18 protein-coding genes are annotated in these 17,166 nt (G+C 67.8%); 10 read left to right on the top strand and 8 right to left on the bottom strand.

The annotated features are described in order from the left end of the window. Window positions 1-5: 5 nt before the first annotated feature. From DTA22_RS06265 to DTA22_RS06235, 7 genes are all read left to right on the top strand, one after another. Complete coding sequence (locus DTA22_RS06265; protein WP_112298801.1) at window positions 6-1,370, top strand: aminotransferase class I/II-fold pyridoxal phosphate-dependent enzyme; 1,365 nt, start codon at window positions 6-8, stop codon at window positions 1,368-1,370. A 150-nt stretch (window positions 1,371-1,520) separates the two neighbouring features. After that, window positions 1,521-2,912, top strand: a complete 1,392-nt coding sequence (locus tag DTA22_RS06260) for an LLM class flavin-dependent oxidoreductase (protein WP_112298800.1) — start codon at window positions 1,521-1,523, stop codon at window positions 2,910-2,912. 34 nt (window positions 2,913-2,946) lie between these two features. Continuing rightward, entirely contained in the window at window positions 2,947-4,470 is a 1,524-nt protein-coding gene (locus tag DTA22_RS06255) for an ABC transporter substrate-binding protein (protein WP_037226827.1), read from the top strand. After that, entirely contained in the window at window positions 4,467-5,492 is a 1,026-nt protein-coding gene (locus tag DTA22_RS06250) for an ABC transporter permease (protein ID WP_037226828.1), read from the top strand. Before DTA22_RS06255 ends, DTA22_RS06250 begins: the two co-directional genes overlap by 4 nt. Before the next feature lie 7 nt (window positions 5,493-5,499). Continuing rightward, window positions 5,500-6,357 carry an ABC transporter permease gene (locus DTA22_RS06245; protein WP_112298799.1) on the top strand — a complete coding sequence of 286 codons (858 nt, stop codon included), beginning with the start codon at window positions 5,500-5,502 and terminating at the stop codon, window positions 6,355-6,357. Further along, the gene (locus DTA22_RS06240; protein ID WP_112298798.1) at window positions 6,347-7,213 is read left to right on the top strand and encodes an ABC transporter ATP-binding protein; all 867 of its coding nucleotides are present in this window, start codon (window positions 6,347-6,349) and stop codon (window positions 7,211-7,213) included. The genes DTA22_RS06245 and DTA22_RS06240 overlap by 11 nt, the downstream gene beginning before the upstream one ends. Then, entirely contained in the window at window positions 7,206-8,033 is an 828-nt protein-coding gene (locus tag DTA22_RS06235) for an ABC transporter ATP-binding protein (protein ID WP_112298797.1), read from the top strand. Before DTA22_RS06240 ends, DTA22_RS06235 begins: the two co-directional genes overlap by 8 nt. Before the next feature lie 41 nt (window positions 8,034-8,074). Here DTA22_RS06235 and DTA22_RS06230 read toward each other — a convergent pair whose 3' ends face one another. From DTA22_RS06230 to DTA22_RS06220, 3 genes are read right to left on the bottom strand one after another with little or no spacing between them, the layout of a single operon-like run. Then, a complete protein-coding gene (locus tag DTA22_RS06230) occupies window positions 8,075-8,737 on the bottom strand; it encodes a methionine ABC transporter permease (protein ID WP_005252476.1) in 663 nt (220 codons plus the stop codon). Continuing rightward, complete coding sequence (locus tag DTA22_RS06225) at window positions 8,734-9,756, bottom strand: methionine ABC transporter ATP-binding protein (RefSeq protein ID WP_112298796.1); 1,023 nt, start codon at window positions 9,754-9,756, stop codon at window positions 8,734-8,736. The genes DTA22_RS06230 and DTA22_RS06225 overlap by 4 nt, the downstream gene beginning before the upstream one ends. Then, on the bottom strand, window positions 9,757-10,629 hold the full coding sequence (locus DTA22_RS06220) for a MetQ/NlpA family ABC transporter substrate-binding protein (RefSeq protein ID WP_112298795.1): 873 nt from the start codon (window positions 10,627-10,629) through the stop codon (window positions 9,757-9,759). Window positions 10,630-10,829: 200 nt separating this feature from the next. Between DTA22_RS06220 and DTA22_RS06215 the strand changes: the two genes are divergently transcribed. The 3 genes from DTA22_RS06215 to DTA22_RS06205 are packed head-to-tail and all read left to right on the top strand — an operon-like array spanning window position 10,830 to window position 12,081. Then, the gene (locus DTA22_RS06215; protein WP_037226838.1) at window positions 10,830-11,339 is read left to right on the top strand and encodes an NADPH-dependent FMN reductase; all 510 of its coding nucleotides are present in this window, start codon (window positions 10,830-10,832) and stop codon (window positions 11,337-11,339) included. Then, window positions 11,336-11,836 carry a flavin reductase family protein gene (locus DTA22_RS06210; RefSeq protein WP_112298794.1) on the top strand — a complete coding sequence of 167 codons (501 nt, stop codon included), beginning with the start codon at window positions 11,336-11,338 and terminating at the stop codon, window positions 11,834-11,836. The genes DTA22_RS06215 and DTA22_RS06210 overlap by 4 nt, the downstream gene beginning before the upstream one ends. A 5-nt stretch (window positions 11,837-11,841) precedes the next feature. Then, window positions 11,842-12,081 carry a hypothetical protein gene (locus tag DTA22_RS06205; protein ID WP_245973453.1) on the top strand — a complete coding sequence of 80 codons (240 nt, stop codon included), beginning with the start codon at window positions 11,842-11,844 and terminating at the stop codon, window positions 12,079-12,081. Window positions 12,082-12,105: 24 nt separating this feature from the next. Here the strand turns inward: DTA22_RS06205 and DTA22_RS06200 are convergent, their stop codons facing one another. The 5 genes from DTA22_RS06200 to DTA22_RS06180 form a co-directional block, all read right to left on the bottom strand. Beyond that, window positions 12,106-13,380 (bottom strand): NtaA/DmoA family FMN-dependent monooxygenase, encoded by a 1,275-nt coding sequence (locus tag DTA22_RS06200; RefSeq protein WP_112298793.1) that lies wholly within the window; start codon window positions 13,378-13,380, stop codon window positions 12,106-12,108. After that, window positions 13,380-14,306, bottom strand: coding sequence for a MetQ/NlpA family ABC transporter substrate-binding protein (locus DTA22_RS06195; RefSeq protein WP_112298792.1), 927 nt, complete (start codon window positions 14,304-14,306; stop codon window positions 13,380-13,382). The genes DTA22_RS06200 and DTA22_RS06195 overlap by 1 nt, the downstream gene beginning before the upstream one ends. 39 nt (window positions 14,307-14,345) lie before the next feature. Further along, window positions 14,346-15,038, bottom strand: a complete 693-nt coding sequence (locus DTA22_RS06190; RefSeq protein ID WP_037226844.1) for a methionine ABC transporter permease — start codon at window positions 15,036-15,038, stop codon at window positions 14,346-14,348. Further along, window positions 15,035-16,051, bottom strand: coding sequence for a methionine ABC transporter ATP-binding protein (locus DTA22_RS06185; protein ID WP_112298791.1), 1,017 nt, complete (start codon window positions 16,049-16,051; stop codon window positions 15,035-15,037). Before DTA22_RS06185 ends, DTA22_RS06190 begins: the two co-directional genes overlap by 4 nt. A 146-nt stretch (window positions 16,052-16,197) precedes the next feature. After that, complete coding sequence (locus tag DTA22_RS06180) at window positions 16,198-17,124, bottom strand: LLM class flavin-dependent oxidoreductase (protein ID WP_112298790.1); 927 nt, start codon at window positions 17,122-17,124, stop codon at window positions 16,198-16,200. Window positions 17,125-17,166: the final 42 nt, after the last annotated feature.

The following is a 17,166-nucleotide window of genomic DNA, read 5'->3' as shown; positions in this document are numbered from 1 at the left end:
TGTGGATGTCAGCGGTGCTGGAGTCGGAGACGATTGCTCCGGAGTGGTTGCTCGAGCGGATCGACGGCCGCACCACGGAACTGGCCGATGCCGTCGCCGACCTCATCAGGTCGGGTGAGCTCAGCCCCGGCGATCGCCTGCCGACCGTCCGCGCACTCGCGAAGTCGACCGATCTCAGTGTCGGCGCGATTATCAGCGCCTGGGGCCGGCTGCAGGAACAGGGGTTCGTGCAGACCCGCCGCCGCGGCGGCACCGTCGTTCTTCCGCCGCTCGACAGCGTGCCCGAGCGCGGCATACCCGACTGGCGTGGCGTCGACCTGGCGCAGAATGCGCCCGACCTGGCTCTGCAGCCGTCCCTGTCCGACGCTTTGTTGTCCAGTCTGGACGCCGAGACGCTGAATGTGTTCGGCCGCGAACTGATGACCGAGCGGTTGAGGAATGCCGTCGCCCCGGGTTGGCCGTTCGAACCCGAGGCCTGGGCCACGGCGGGCGGTGGCACCGAGGCCCTGTTGCTGGCCGTGGAGGCGGCAGCGCCACCCGGTTCGATGGTGGCCGTCGACGAGCCCCTGGGCCCGGGTGTTCTCGACACCCTCCGCGACCTGGGCCTGGATGCGGTCGGCGTCGGCGCGGACCGCGACGGCCCCCGGCCGGACGCTCTCGACGCGGCCCTGACCGCCGGCGCGGTGGCGTTCGTGTTCCAACCCGGTGCGCCGTTCGCCGTCGATCATGCGGTCAGTGCGAGGCGCACGAGTGAACTCGCCGAGGTGCTGCGGCGGCATCCGGCGGTGTGGGTCGTGGAGGACGACTCGATCGGACCGCTCGAACCGCAGCAACCTCCCTCTCTGGGATCGGTACTGCCGCAGCGTGTCGTCCGGATCCGCAGCTACTGCAAGGCATATGGGATCGATGTGCGGACCTCCGTTCTCGGCGGGTCCCGCGAACTGATCGAGAAGGCGATGAAGGTGCGCAGTCACGGAGTCGGCTCGAACAGCCGGATCCTGCAGAACACCCTCGCCCATCTGATCGGCAGCGCCGACGCCGAGCACGCGGTCACGGCGGCGCACGAGCGCTACGCGTCCAGACGCACGTCGCTGCTGGAGGCGCTGATCGACCGTGGTATCGAGGCTTTCGCGGGCCCGCACAGTCTGGTCGTGTGGGTCTCGGTGTCGGACGAGACCGCCGCCCTCGTCGCGCTGGCGCGGCAGGGCATCTCCGTGGGGGCCGGCTCCCGCTCGTTCGTGCAGGCGCCCGCGCGTCAACTCCTGCGCCTGTCGGCCACCCAACTGCCCGACGACCCGGACCTGATCGGGCAACTCGCCGACGTCGTCGCGGTGGCCGTCGCGGAGTCGTCACGCGAGTTCTTCGACTGATCGGACTTTGTTCGACAGCCCTGCGGGACATACGAAATATGTTTTGAAACATCGAGAATTTAATACTCTGCACGCGTCTGTTTGCTCCATACACTTCAACGCGGCGTGCCGAGGCAGGTGCCTGACGGCGGACGACGAAGGAGCGAGAACATGACGAGACGGCAACTGAAATTGGGAGCTGTCCTCACCCCCACGGGTGGGCCCGGGCACCCGTACACCTGGCTGGACCCGGAGATTCCCGCCGACGCGAGCGTCGACATCGACTGGTACATCCAGTACGCGCGGCTGGCCGAGCAGGCGCGGTTCGACCTCGTGTTCATCGTCGACAGCCAGTTCATCACCCCGGACTCGCCCCCGCACTACCTGAACCGGCTCGAGCCGCTGACGCTGCTGTCCGCGCTCGCGGTGGCCACCGAACACATCGGGCTCGTCGGAACACTGACCACGTCGTTCAACCAGCCGTTCAACCTCGCGCGACGGTTCGCGTCCCTCGACCTGATCAGCCGTGGCCGTGCCGGCTGGAACGTGGTCACCAGTGGCGACTCGGGTACCGCCGGAAACTACGGCCTCGAGGAGCATTACGACTACGCCACCCGCTACGGCCGGGCCCTCGAACACGTCGAGGTCGTCAAGGCTCTGTGGGACTCCTACGAGGACGATGCGTTTCCGCGCGACCGGGAGGCCCGGCGCTTCCTCGACCCGGACAAGCTGCACACCCTCGATCACCGGGGTGAGCACTTCTCGGTGGTGGGCCCGCTCAACATCGAACGCTCGCGGCAGGGGCAGCCGGTGATCTTCCAGGCCGGCGACTCCGACCAGGGCCGCGACCTCGGAGCGCGCATCGCCGACGGGATCTTCACGCACGCGCCGAGTTTCGAGGCGGGCGCCGCGTTCTACGCCGACATCAAGACCCGCGCCGCGGCCTACGGGCGCGCTCCCGAGGACATCGTGATCCTGCCGGGAGTCAGCGTCACCGTGGGCGACACCGACACCGACGCACGCGAGATCGAACGCGCAACCCAGCTGGCGGACAACGACTTCGGAAAGTCCCTCCGGGAACTCGGCCGGCCCTTCGGCTGGCACGACTTCCGGCAGTACGACCTCGACGCGCCGTTCCCCGCCGAGGCACTGCAGCACGCCGAGCGCAGCTTCTACACGCAGGCGAAGAAGATCGCCGACCTCGCCGCCGACCGCGGGCTGACACTGCGGCAGACGGTCGAGGCGCTCAGCGCGCCGAAGACGTCACCGTTCACGGGCAGCGCCGAGACCGTCGCGAACGAACTGCAGCGCTGGCTGGACGGCCACGCCCTCGACGGCATCAACATCCACATCGGCCACCCGGCACAGTTTCAGCGCTTCGTCGACGAGGTGCTGCCGATCCTGCGTGAGCGCGGGGTCGTCCGGGAGGACTACGAGCAGAACACGTTGCGCGGCAACCTCGGCCTGCCGTTCGCGGAGAACCGCTACACCCGGGCGCGGCGTGCGGGAATCGACCCCGCCCCGCTGCCCGGCACCACCGCATCGCTGCCCGCGAGCGTCTGAATCACCACCCCCTCTGCATGGTCAGGAGCACCCAGTGAGCAAGAAGAGCCGGCGGATCGTCGGCGCGGTAGTACTCGGAGTGATCGTCGGGCTCGTTGCCACCGCGTGCGGTGGCGGCAGCAGCTCGGACGGCGCCGAGGTCAAGTGGGCGTTCAACCTCCCCACCTCCTGGGATCCGGTGACGAGCCGGACAGGAAACGACATCAACACGATCAGCCTCGCGTACGCGTCGCTGACCCGGCTCGACGCCGAGGGCAACGTCGAACCGTCACTCGCCGAGAGCTGGAAGTACAACGCCGACGGCACCGCCGTGACGTTCACCCTGCGTGACGGTCTCACCTTCTCCGACGGGACCACCCTCGACGCCCCGGCGGTCAAGGCGTTCTTCGACCGCGGCAAGACCCAGGACGACTCGTTCCTGCGCGATCAACTCGCCGGTGTCACCGAGACCACGGCCGACAGCGCCACCGACGTCACACTGCACCTGGCCGACGCCGACTACCAGATCCCGTACCTGGTCGCCGGGCGCACCGGTGCGATCGCCAGCCCGACCGCGGCCGCCGACCCGCAGAAGCTCAGTGTGTGGCCGGTCGGCGCCGGTCCCTTCCGGATCACCGATTTCGTCGCCGAGGATCACGCGTACTTCGAGAAGAACCCGAACTACTGGGACGCCGAGAACATCCACATCGACCACTTCGAACTCAGCGTCGCCCCGGACCCGGCCACACTCGTCGCCGGGGTCCAGTCCGGCTCCATCGATTTCGCGACGCTGCCGGCCCTGCAGTCCAAGGAAGCCGAGGCCGCGGGTCTCGATGTCACCGTGAAGCCGTCGCTGGCCGCGAACGACGTGTCCATCAACCTGAACAAGGCCCCGTTCGACAATCCGAAGGTCGTCGAGGCGTTCCGTTACGCATTCGACCGCCAGGCGTTCGTCGACGTCATCACGAACGGGTTGGGCAGCACGACGAGCCAGCCCTTCCCGGAGGGATACCTCGCGTTCAACCCGGAGATCGAGAAGCTCTGGAACTACGATCCGGACAAGGCATCTCGTCTCCTCACCGAGGCGGGCTTCGGTCCCGGACAGTTGTCGATCGAGATCACCGCGCAGTCGGCGGCCACCAACCGGGCGGAGCTCGTGCAGTCGCAGCTGAAGAAGATCGGCGTCGAGTCCACCATCAAGGTGGTGCCGCCGGGATCGTCGACGTGGCAGAGCGAGGTCTACATCGCGAAGAACCCGCAGCTGGCGACGGACGGCACCATCGGGCGTGAATCCCCGGTGCAGAATCTGCTCGCCGTCTACGGTCCGGAAGGCATCATGAACCTCAGCGGCCCGCACGCGTCGCCGGAGTTCACTGCCGCGCTCGACGCCGTGCGTCGCACGCCCCTCGAGGACCCGGAGTACAAGCCGCGGCTGTGGCAGGCCGTCAAGGTCGGCGTCGAGCAGTCGCCGACGAATTACATCTTCAGCAATCCGTGGATCATCGTGTCCAACCCGGACCTGAAGAACCTGAACATCCTGCCGTCCCAGGTGCGGTGGGAAGGCGTCACGGTCTCGTGACCACCGCCGACGTCCAGGCCGCAGGCACCGGGAGGACATTCGCTCTCCCGGTGCCTGCGGGCGCGCTCGGCACGGCGCTGCGGGTCGTGCTGAGTACCGTGCTGATCGTGGTCCCGGTCTTCCTGTTCTCCACCCTGATCACCTTCCTGCTCGGCGCGGCCAGCGGGCTGAATCCGGCCGCCGGGATCGCCGGCGACGCCGCGACGCCGGAGACGATCGCCCGCATCAACGCCGAATTCGGGCTGGACAAGCCGGTCTGGCAGCAGTACGTCGACTGGATGTCGAGCATGCTGAGCGGCGACCTCGGGGTCTCGTGGTTCAGCAAGATCCCGGTCAGCGAGTTGATCGGCGAGCGGCTGGCCGTCAGCGCCTCGATTGCGGGTGTGGCTCTGGTCATCGGACTCGTCCTCGGTGTCGGACTCGGTGTGCTCGCCGCCGTCTACAAGGGCAGCCTGATCGACCGGCTGATCACCGCCTACACGTCGGTGGCCTCGACGCTGCCGCCGTTCGTCATCTCGATCGGACTGATCCTCGTCCTCAGCGTCGGGTTGCACTGGCTGCCGTCGGCCGGGTACGTCCCGCCGGACGAGGACTTCGGCCGCTGGCTGTCGCTGATCATCATGCCCGCGATCGCGTTGAGCATGGACGTCGTCGCCGACATCGCGCGACAACTCCGCACCGGATTGGTCGCGGAGCTGGACCAGAACTACGTCACCGGCGCGGTGGTCCGGGGTATCGGTCCGTCCCGGATCCTGTTCGTGCACACACTGCGCAACGGCAGCGGTCCCGCGCTGTCCATCCTGGGTATGAAGATCCCCACGCTCATCGGCGGCGCCGTCGTGATGGAGACCATGTTCTCCATGCCCGGCTTCGGTCGCCTCGCCGCCGACTCCGCGCTGCGCGGAGACGTTCCCATCGTCCAGGGAACGCTCGTCGTGGCGATCGTGTTCGTGCTGTTCTGCAACATCGTCGTCAACGTCGCCCAGAGCGTCTTGCAGCCGGCAACCAAGCGGAGAGACTGAAAATCCCATGCTCACAGCAATCCTGCGCTACCACTCCGCTCGCGCCGCGGTGGTCGTCCTCGGGCTGATCGTGGTGCTCGCGGTGTTCGGGCCCGCCCTCGCGCCGTTCGACCCGCTCGAGCAGGACACGTCGGCGATCCTGCAGGGCCCGAGTGGAACTCACTGGCTCGGGACGGACAACGTCGGACGGGACGTGTTCAGCCGGCTTCTGGCGGGTTCGACCGTGTCGGTGCTGTCCGCACTGCAATGCGTCGTGGTCGGATTCCTCCTCGGCGTGATCCCGGGCTTCCTGTCGGTGTACCTCGGGCGCGGCGTGGAATGGTTCACCCTCCGGTTGATGGATGCGCTCATCACGCTGCCGTTCCTCGTGTTCGCCGTCGCGATGACCGCGCTGCTCGGAAACGGGCTCGCGCAGGCGATGTTCGCGGTCGGCATCCTCATCGCACCCGCGTTCTACCGGGTCACGCGTGCCGCGGCACTGACCGTGGCCAACTCCCAGTACGTCGAGGCCGCCGAACTGATGGGCGCCGACACGTCCTGGATCATCCGTCGTCACGCGGTGCGCAAGGTGCTGCCTGCGGTGGGGGTGACCTTCGCGGCGATGACCGGAGCCAGCCTCGTCATCGTGTCTTCGCTGACGTTCCTCGGGATCGGCGTCGTTCCGCCGGACCCGACGTGGGGCGGACTCCTCGCCAGCGGATTGCAGTACCTCTACCAGGTTCCGTTCGGCCCCGTCGTCCCCGCCCTGTTGATCGTGGCGACCGTGTGGGCGCTCAACGCCATCGCCGACGCGCTGCGGGATGCAACGGGGCAACCCCAACGCCGCGCCCGCGGGAAACAGGAGGTCACCTCGGATGTCCACTGACACATTGGATGCCACATCGGCACCCGCAACGACGCGCCACGACAGGCCGGTGCTCACCGTGAGCGACCTGCGCATCGCACTCGACGACGGAACCGAACTGGTCCACGGCGTCGACTTCTCCCTCGCGCGCGGCGAAGCCCTCGGGATCGTCGGCGAATCGGGCAGCGGCAAGTCGCTGACCTGCCGCGCCATCCTCGGAATCCTGCCCGGCGGAATCGACGTCACCGCAGGCTCGATCGACTTCGACGGCATCGAACTCACCGATCTCGGTCGCAAACACTGGCGGCCACTGCGCGGAACCCGCATCTCCGCGGTGTTCCAGGACCCGGCGTCCTATCTGAACCCGTCCATCCGGGTCGGTGAACAACTGGCCGAGGCGCTCCGGTCGACCCTCGGCCTGTCCCGCGCGGACGCCCGGCGGCGCGGCGTCGAACTGTTCCGGAAGATGGGGTTGAACGACGCCGACACCGTGTACCGCCAGTACCCGCACGAACTGTCCGGGGGAATGCTTCAGCGCGTGCTCATCGCAATCGCGGTGTCCGCGGAACCGGAACTCCTGATCGCGGACGAGGCGACCACAGCCCTGGACGTCACCGTTCAGGCCGAGGTGCTCGACCTCCTCGAGGACCTGCGCGACGAACTGGGCCTCGCCCTCGTCCTCGTCTCGCACGACCTCGCCGTGGTCGCTCAGGTCTGCGACAGCGTGATCGTGATGCGGGACGGCGCCGTCGTCGAGTCGGGGCGTGCGGAGGACCTGCTCACCGCGCCCCGACACGAGTACACCCGCCAACTCGTCGAGAACCATCGGGAGTACGGGCTCGAGTCGTTCACCGGGAAGGAGGCGGCTCGTGTCTGAGTCGTTGCTGCGCATGACCGGCGTCCGGGTGGAGCGTGGGCCCCGGGGGGCCCGCAAGCAGATCCTGCACGGCGTCGACCTGACCATCGATGCCGGTGAGAAGGTGGGACTCATCGGTGAAAGCGGCTCCGGGAAAACGACACTGGCCCGCACGATTCTCGGTCTGATCACTCCGACGTCCGGGTCGATCGAGATCCGCGGGCAGCGCGTCGACGATCTGTCCACGGCGCACCGCAGGGCGCACCGCCGCACGGGGACCGTCCAATACGTGTTCCAGGATCCGCTGCTGAGCCTCGATCCGGACATTCCGGTGGGTGAGTCGATCGCCGAGGGACTGCTCGTGCGGGGCGGACTCGACCGCGGCGTCGTGCGGTTGCGGGTGGCAGCGGTACTGAGCAGTGTCGGACTCGACGCCGGCATCGCGGCGCGGATTCCCGCCGACCTGTCGGGTGGGCAGCGTCAGCGGATCGCGATCGCGAGGGCCCTCGTCCTCGACCCGGCGCTGCTGCTGCTCGACGAACCGGTCAGCGCCCTCGACTCGGTCAACCGCATCCAGATCCTGAAACTGCTCACCGAACTCGGGCACTCGCGGCAACTCGCTCAGCTGTTCATCTCACACGACCTGGGGGCGGTCGCGGCCCTCGTCGACCGGATCGTCGTGCTGTACCGCGGCAACATCGTCGAGGACGGACCGACCCGTCAGGTGATCTCCGATCCCCAGCACCCGTACACCGCGCTCCTTGTCGGTTCGGCTCCCACGTTGAGCGGCGGCGCGGTGACGCGGGAACGTCGCCGCGAACTGAGGCTCCGCCTCCCGTGAGTACTTGTTAACCGCGGGCGGTTAACAAGTACTCACGGGAGCTAGCGGCGCAGTGCCTTTCGTGCCAGCCAGTTGCCGAAGAACTGGGAGGCCTGGACGAGCAGGATGATGACGAGGGTGGCGACGAGGGTCACCTGCCAGTTGAATCGCTGATATCCGTAGACGATGGCGAAGTCGCCGAGCCCGCCGCCGCCGATCGTCCCCGCCATCGCGGACATGTCGACGATGCCGATGAGGACGAACGTGTAGCCGAGAATCAACGGGCCCAGGGCTTCCGGGATGAGCAGGGTGACGATGATCCGCAGGGGTCCCGCACCCATCGCGCGGGCAGCCTCGATCACGCCGGGGTCGACGGTCACCAGATTCTGTTCCACGATGCGTGCGATGGCGAACGACGACGCGATGATCATCACGAAGATCGCGGCCTCGGTTCCGATGGTCCGGCCCACCACGGCAAGGGTCACGGGCCCCAGCGCGGCGAGCAGAATGATGAACGGAATCGGCCGGACGATGTTCACCAGAATGTTCAGCACCGTGTAGGCGGCCGTGTTCTGGAGAATCCCGCCCTTCCTCGTGGCGTACAGCAGCGTGCCCACCACGAGCCCGATCAGCCCGCCGACCACCAGGGTGATCACCACCATGTAGATGGTGGTGCCGATGGATTCGAACAGTACGGGGCGCAGTTTGTCCCAATTCGTGGTCATGCCTGTACTTCCTCGACGTCGGTGACGGTCCGCAACCGGCGGATCACGTCGTCGACGCCGTCGTCGGGACCGACGAGTTCGAGCGTGAGACTGCCGAACGAGCGGTCCTGCAGGGTGGTGATGCCGCCGTAGACGATCTCGAACCGGACGCCGTGCCCGCCCGCGTCGGAGAGGACCTCGCCGATCCGGCTGCCGTCCCGCACGTCGGCGGTGACGATCCGGCCACCGAATCGCGACCGCAGCCGTTCCAGGTCGGCGGGCTCCGGGCGGTTGCGCAGGATCGTGCTCACGAAGCTCTTCGACGCCGGCGCCTGGGGTTCGGAGAAGACGTCGAACACCGTGCCGAGTTCCACGACACGACCCTCCGCCAGCACGGCGACACGATCCGCGACGGCCCGGACGACGTCCATCTCGTGCGTGATCACCACGATCGTGACCCCGAGCTCCCGATTCACCTTGCGGAGCAGGCGGAGTACGTCCTGCGTGGTCTCCGGGTCCAGGGCACTGGTGGACTCGTCGGCGAGCAGCAGGTCCGGCGACGTCGCCAGCGCGCGGGCGATCCCGACGCGCTGCTTCTGCCCGCCCGACAGCTGGTCGGGGTAAGCCCGCGCCTTGTCGGAGAGACCGACGAACTCGAGGAGTTCGGCGACGCGTTCGCGGCGCTTCTGCCGCGGCCACCCCGCCACGACGAGGGGGTAGGCCACGTTCCCGGCGACGGTCCGGGAGCGGAACAGGTTGAACTGCTGGAAGATCATCCCGATCTTCGCGCGCACGTGCCGGAGTTTCGATTCCGACAGCGCGGTGATGTCGACGTCGTCGACGACGACGCGCCCACTGGTTGGGCGTTCCAGACCGTTGATCAGCCGAACCAGCGTGCTCTTCCCGGCCCCGGAGTACCCGATGACCCCGAAGATCTCACCCCTCTCGATGGTGAGATCGACGGCGTCGACGGCGGTGAGAGTCTTCCTTCCCGACTGGAAGGTTTTCGTGACGGATTCGAATCGGACGATCGGTGTCATCTACTTGGCCGAACGAATTCCCTCTTCGACCCGCGACAGGATCTGCTGCAGTTGGGCACCGTCGCGTTCGACCTCGACCGACGTTCCCTTCGACTCCTCGCGCACGGCGGCCTGGATCTCGGGGTCGTGCCAGATCTTCACGAGTTCGAGGTAGGTGGCGTTGTCCTTGTCCTCCGCGCGGGTGACGAACGTGTTGATGTACGGCTCGGCGGCAGGGCTGGACGGGTCGTCCTTGTAGAGAGCCGATTGGGGGTCTATGCCCGAACGCTCCAGGAACGTGTTGTTGACGATCGCACCGTCGACGGATGCGAGCGACAGCGCCGTCTGGGCGGCGTCGACCGGGGTCACCTTCACCTTGGACGCAGCCGTGTCGATGTCGGCGGGTGTCGGGGACGGGTTGTCACCGGTCAGCGTGAGCAGGCCGGCGCCCTTCAGCACGAACAGGGCACGAGCCTGGTTGCTGGGGTCGTTGGGGATCGCGATCTCGCCGCCCTGCGGAATGGCGGCCAGGCTCTGGTGCTTCTGCGAGTACAGGCCGAGCGGCACGATCTGGGTGGCACCGATCGGGGTGAGGTCGTCGTCCGCGCCGGTGTTGTACTCACCGAGGAACTGCAGGTGCTGGAAGAGATTGGCGTCGATCTGCCCCTGCGACAGGGCGATGTTCGGCTGCGAGTAGTCGGAGAAGTTCACGACGTCGAGCGTGATGCCCGCGTCCTTCGCCTTGTCCTCGAAGATCTCCCACGAGCGGTCACTGGCCTCGGTGGTTCCGATCCGGACCGTGTCGCCGTCGGCGCCGCCGGATCCACCGGAGCACGCTGTCAGTGCCGCCAGGAGTGGAACGGCGGCAAGGGCGAGAGAACGGCTGAACTTCACGGAAAATCCCCACGATCGATCGGATGACCACGGAGTGTGGCCGCTGGCACGGTAGCGCGTCCGGGCGCCGCGCGGAATGGTTTGGATCGCCGTGATTCGAAGGAATGTGTCGCGACTTCCGTTCCTGCACTGCATTATTCGACCGGAACCCCCGAGTGCTCTAGGGTGGCCGGGGTAGGCATGCGAGAGGTGATGAAGCAATGAAGGTAACGGTAGTTGCGGGCAATCCCAAGCCCGGTTCACGGACGCTGGACGCGGCCGGTCTGGTGGCCGCCGCGGTGACGGGTGCCGCCGCGGATTCGACGGTCGATGTGATCGAGCTCGGTGCGGGACTGCTCGGGTGGGGTGACGAGAAGGTCGCGGCGGCCGTGGAGACGGTGGCGTCGTCGGACCTCGTCGTGTTCGCCAGCCCGACGTTCAAGGCGTCGTACACGGGCGTGCTGAAGCTGTTCCTCGACCAGTTCGCGACCGGAGACGGCCTGAAGGACGTCGTGGTGGTGCCGCTGATGCTCGGGGCCGGGCCCGCACACGCCATGGCGCCGGACCTGCTGCTCAAGCCGGTGCTCGTCGAACTCGGCGCGACGTCCCCCGCCCCCGGCCTGTACCTCATCGACACCACGTACACGACCGACACACGCATCGCCGACTACGCCGAGCGGTGGGGTCCGATCCTCACCGCGGCGGCCCGGACCCGGACGGAACTCTCATGACGCAGGCAGGCGGCACACTGGACACGACTTCGCTCCGGGAGGCGTTCGGACATTTCCCGAGCGGCGTCGTCGCCGTCTGCGCCGAAATCGACGGTGAGCGCGTCGGGATGGCGGCGAGCACGTTCGTGCCCGTGTCGCTGGAGCCGCCGCTGGTCGCGTTCTGCGTGCAGAACACATCCACGACGTGGCCGAAACTCGAGGACCTCGCCCACGTCGGGATCAGCGTGCTCGGGGAGGCGCACGACGCCGCCGCCCGTGTGCTGGCCGCGAAGACCGGCGACCGGTTCGCGGGCCTGGACACCGAAACCACCGACGGCGGCGCATTGTTCATCGACGGGGCGTCGGTGTGGTTGGACACCACCGTCACCCAGCAGGTGCCCGCGGGGGATCACGCGATCGTGGTCCTGCGGATCAACGAGCTCAGGGTGCAGTCCGAGATCGAGCCGATCGTGTTCCACCGCAGCCGGTTCCGCTGGTTGCGTACCGTCGCGTCGTAAACCCGGTGGCGACTGAACTGACGACGCCGTCGGGGACGGGTGTTCATCCTCTGGACGACGCCATCCGGGAATCCCTGCGCGGTGCGCACGCGCATTTCGCCAGGTGGTCGGGCCGGGTTGCGCGGTACCACCCGGACGTCGCGCCGCACGTGGGCCACCCGGCGACGCTGGGGGACGGGGATTGGGCAGATCTCGCGACGCTGCTCGGGTCGACGGCGAACTGGAGGCGGCTCCGCCGCCCGTGAGTGGTTGACGAGTACCTGCACTCGTCAACCACTCACGGGGAGCGGGGCGCCCTCGAAGCGTTCGCGGAGGGTGGATTCGGCGTACTCGTACCGGAAGATCCCCTTCTCGCGCAGCAACGGCACGACGTGATCGACGAAATCGGTGAGCCCGGAGGGGAATCCGTCCGGCATCAGGTTGAAGCCGTCCGCCGCATCCGCTAGGAACCATTCCTCGATGGTGTCGGCGATCTGTTCGGGTGAGCCGACGACGAGCCGGTGGCCGAAGCCGCCGGCCTTGCGGAGCAGTTCGGACACCGAATACCGGCTTTCGAGTGCCAGTCGCACGACGGCTTCCCGGAACCCCAGTGAACCGGAGAACGACGGATCGACGGGAGCGAGGAGCAACTCCTCCGGGATCGGCCGGTCCGGGTCGAGCGAGCTCATGTCGACGCCGAGCATCCCGCCGAGCCGTTCGGCCGAGAAACCGTCGGCAGCTTTGGATTCCCAGTCTTCGTACCGGGCGATCGCCTCGGCCTCCGTGCTGCCCACCACCGTGACGAGACCGGGAAGGATCTTCACCGCCCGGGGATCGCGACCGGCTGCGCGGGCGACGTCCTTCACTTCCCGGTAGTGCTGCCGCCCGGCGTCGAGCGTGAGCTCCGCCGAGAACACCGCGTCGGCGCTGCGTCCGGCCAGTGCGCGTCCCTGCGGGGAACCGCCGGCCTGCACGAGCAGCGGATGGCCCTGCGGCGACGGCGGCACGGGGAGTGCGCCGTGAACGTGGAAGTACTCCCCGTCGTGCTGAATCGGGACCCTGGTGGTCGCCGATTCCCACAGCGCCGTGACGACGTCCACGAACTCCGTCGCCCGGCGATACCGCGACTCGCGGTCGGGAATCCGGGAGAGCCCGAAGTTGTGGGCGGTCCCGGCGTGGAACGTGGTCACCACATTCCATGCCACCCGTCCGCCGGACACGACGTCGAGGGAGAGGAACCGGTCCGCCAGGTCGAACGGGTCGTTGAACGTCGTCGACGCCGTGCCGATCAGCCCGAGATGCTCCGTCGCGCTCGCGACCACACCGAGCACGGTGGTGGGTTCGAGGGCCCGCGTCGGCTTGACGGCGGGATCCTCGCGGAGCGCAGGTCCGTCCGCGAGGAACAGCGCGTCGAGGGTGCCGCGCTCGGCGATCTTCGCGACCTCGGAGTAGTAGTCCGGGTCGACGAACGACGTCGGGTGCAGGTCGGGCGCCCGCCACGCGGACGGGTGAAATCCCACGTCCAGCACGTTGACGTTGAGGATGACCTCTCGTTGCGCGGGCATCAGCCGGCAGGCTTCGCGGCCGCGCCGTCGACGTTCGTCTGGCTGCGGTCGGTGGCCCGCGCCGATTCGATGCTCTGCGCCACCCGGGAGAAGAACGGGTCGCTGTCGATGAGCTGGCCGATCCGCGGGTCGTGGTAGGTGTCGAGCAGCGGCGCGAAGTCGGGGTTGTCCTTGTTCTTCTCGTTGATGACGACCTCGATCCAGTACAACTCGTAGGCGGGGGCGTTGAAGACGATCTTGTCGTCGGGGACGTCGGCGAGGTCGAAGTTGGACCGCCAGCCCAGCGCCAGGTCGACGTCGGGGAGCGTGCGCGGCAACTGCGCCAGCGCGGCCTCGGTGAACTCGAACGACTTCGGGTTGTCCTTCACGTCGCGGATGGTCACCCGCGACGGGTCGACACCGTCCAACAGGGTCAGCTGGCCGAGGTCCTGCAGGGTCTGCAGCGCCTGCGCCTGATTCGACGGGTCGTCGGGGATGGCGACCTTCGCGCCCTTCGGGAGGTCCTCGAGCTTGCCGTACTTCTCGGAATAGCCCGAGAACTTGAGGACGTACCAGTCTCCGGCCGCATACAGTCCGAGGTTGCCGTCCTCGTTCTGCACGCGCATCCATTCCTGATGCTGGCTGTGGTTGGCATCGATGTCGCCCTGGGAAACCGCCAGGTTCTTGAGCTTCGAATCCTCGATCTGAACCGGTTCGACGGTGATGCCGTGGTCGGGGGCGAGTTTCGCGACTTCCTTGGCGAGCTTCTCGTCCAGGATCGATCCGGCGGTGTAACCGATCTTGAACGTGGTCTGCGGGCCGTCGCCCTCGGTTCGGTCGTTGCCCCCGCCCGCGCCGCATGCGGTGAGGAGGAGAAGCAGCGTGGCCGTCAGTCCGCCTGCCGCCACAGCACGGGCGCGCGTCACCGAGCGGGGTCGAGTCGTCATGGGTGTTGTCCTCTGATCTGGGTGAATGTGAAGGAAGGCTCAGCGCCGGTTGGTGAGGCGGGCGGCCAGATCACCGACGAGCTGGATGACCTGGACGAGTACCACGAGCGCGATGACCGTCGTGATCATCACGGTGTTGTCGAAACGGTTGTAGCCGTAGGCGATGGCGAGGTTGCCGATGCCGCCTGCGCCCACCGCTCCCGCGATCGCCGACATGTCGAGGATGCCGATCAGCGCGATGGTCAGGGCGCCGATGATCGTCGGGACCGCTTCGTGGAGTTGCACTTTGCGGATGATCTGAAAGTTCGACCCGGCCGAGGCCCGGCCCACTTCGACCACTTCGGGGGGAACGTCCCGCAGCGAATTCTCGATCAACCGCGCGACGTACGGTGTCGCGGCCAGGGTCATCGGAACCGCCGCGGCCTGCACCCCGAGCGAGGTGCCGACGACGAATCGGGTGAACGGAATGATGGCGGCCATCAGCACCAGGAAGGGGAGTGATCGACCGAGGTTGACCACCCAGCCCGCCACCGCGTTGACCGCCGGGTTGGGGAACAGCCCGCGGGGAGCGGTGTTGTGCAGGACGACCGCCAGCGGGGTGCCCAGCAGGATGGCCAGGATCACCGTGATCCCGACCATCTGCACGGTCTGCTGCAGGGCGGGGAGGAACAGCTCGGGAAGTTCCTCGACCGGAGTCGAGATGGCCAGGACGACACTGCCCGGGGCGCTCATGCCGCGGCCTCCTCGGTGGCCCGGGCGGATGCGTCGTCGTCGACCCGGGTTCCGTGCAGACCCCACGACGACAGCAGCTCGCCGACGGATGGATGCTCACCGGCCACCGAGATGGTGACCCGCCCCGCCGGGCGTCCGCCGACCGACTCCACGGTCCCGGACAGCACACCGATCGACCGGCCGGTGGCCTTGCCGAGAAGCTCGATCCAGTTGGTGGGAACGGTGTCGGAGCCGTAGGTGACGTGCCAGAGCACGTCCCGGTCCTCCGCAGTGATGTGCGAACGGTCGGGGAGGAGGCCGACGCCGAGTTCGGAGTGCGGATCCCGGAGGAGTTCGATCACCGGGCCCGATTCCACCACCCGCCCCGCGTCGAGGACGGTGACCACGTCCGCGACCTGCCGGACGACATCCATTTCGTGGGTGATCAGCACGATCGTCAGCCCGAGGTCGTCGCGCAGTTCGCGCAGCAACGCGAGGATGGAGCGCGTGGTATTGGGATCGAGCCCCGACGTTGCCTCGTCCGACACCAGGACCTTCGGAGCGAGTGCCAGCGAGCGGGCAATCCCCACGCGCTGCCGCTGCCCGCCGGACAGTTGCCGGGGGTAGAGGTCGGCCTTGTCGGACAGGCCCACCCGCTCGAGCAGTTCCTCCACCCGTGCCCGCCGCTCGGAGCGGCCCACACCGGCGAATTCGAGCGGCAGCGACACATTCTCGGTCGCCGTGCGACGGGCGAGGAGGCTCGACGCCTGGAAGATCGTGCCGATCGCGCGACGCTGATCCCGGAGCCGGCGTTCGGACAGCCCCGAGACGTCGGTGCCGTCGAGCAGTATGCGACCCTCGGACGGGCGCTCCAGCAGGCTGATGATGCGCGACAGCGTGGTCTTGCCCGCACCGCTCTGGCCGATCACCGCCGCGATCTGGCCGGTGCCGACGGAGAAGTCGATGTCGTGGAGCACTTCTACGGAACGGGACCTCTTCCCGAATCGCTTCGTGACGGAACGGACTTCGATCATGCTGTACCACCTGTGTCGGATGACGGCGCCTCGGGTCGGCCGTCGGGGCGGAATGCCGGCCCGCGGAAGGGCCGGTGGATTCCCGAAACGTTAGGCGTGAGTAAACGGAAAGTCATGCCTAAGAATCGACTTGATCAGAAGGACTGCTAGTTCTGCGCGCCCGGATAGACCGGACGGCGGTGCGCCGGTGCCGGTGCCGGATCGGGCAGCCGCAGCGTCGCCCGGAGCGATCGCTGCCGGTACCCGCGGGGCCGGCTCGGCCTCGTCCACGCGGCGAAGCCGGCGTCGAGGTCGGTGACGGTGGCGATGTGACCATCCACCCCGGTGGCGTCGGGATCGTCGACGACGAACAGCAATGCGCGCTCACGCACCGCCGGCCCGTGACGGTCGACCTGACTGCCGTCCAGCACGACGATGTCGGAAACCTCGGCGGCGGAGACGATGTCGTCGCCGTCCTGCGCCCACCACGCGACGGGAATCTTCTGCTGCGGCGGGGTGGGGACGTTGAGGGGGCCGGCGATGTCGAAGACCCCGCGGTGGTCGGCGTAGACGATCCGGTCGGAGTCCGCGAAACGCACGTCGTCCGGGCGTCCACGGATCGTGTCGGCTGGCCAGCTCTCCCACAGTGTCCGGGAGGCGTGGATCGCATCGGTCGTGGCTGCGGGACTCGGCCCGGCATCGATCCAGACCCCCGCCGAGGCCAGGTTGCCCGGCGCCGATCGGTCTTCCCCACCGGTGAGCCAGCCGACCCGGCCACGGCTGGTGTGATCGAGCGATGCGAGCCGGCGAGCCAGGTTGTACGGATGGTCGAGGTGGGGGACCGCAGTGACGAACACACCGACGTCGTCGGTGGCAGCGATCAGGGCTGCGGCGGACACGCTGGGGGACAGGGCTGCGGTGGGCCGGGGAGCGGTCCGCGACACCCGCTCGACGCCGAGCAGGACGAAGTCCGCGCCGGTGCGGGTGATGAATGCGGCGAGTTCGTCGACCCGGCCGCGGCGAATGGCGTCGACGAGCAGATGCTCACCGAGTGCGAGCCCGTAGAAGGTCCTGCTGCGCTGGATCACACTCATCGGAGGTCTCCCGTTGTCGGTTCGAGGGTCTGCTGTCGTGAT

This window comes from Rhodococcus wratislaviensis (assembly GCF_900455735.1).
In the GTDB taxonomy this organism is placed as follows: domain Bacteria; phylum Actinomycetota; class Actinomycetes; order Mycobacteriales; family Mycobacteriaceae; genus Rhodococcus_F; species Rhodococcus_F wratislaviensis.
The sequence above is the reverse complement of the archived record's forward strand: the minus strand, read 5'-3'. Positions and strand labels throughout refer to the sequence as shown.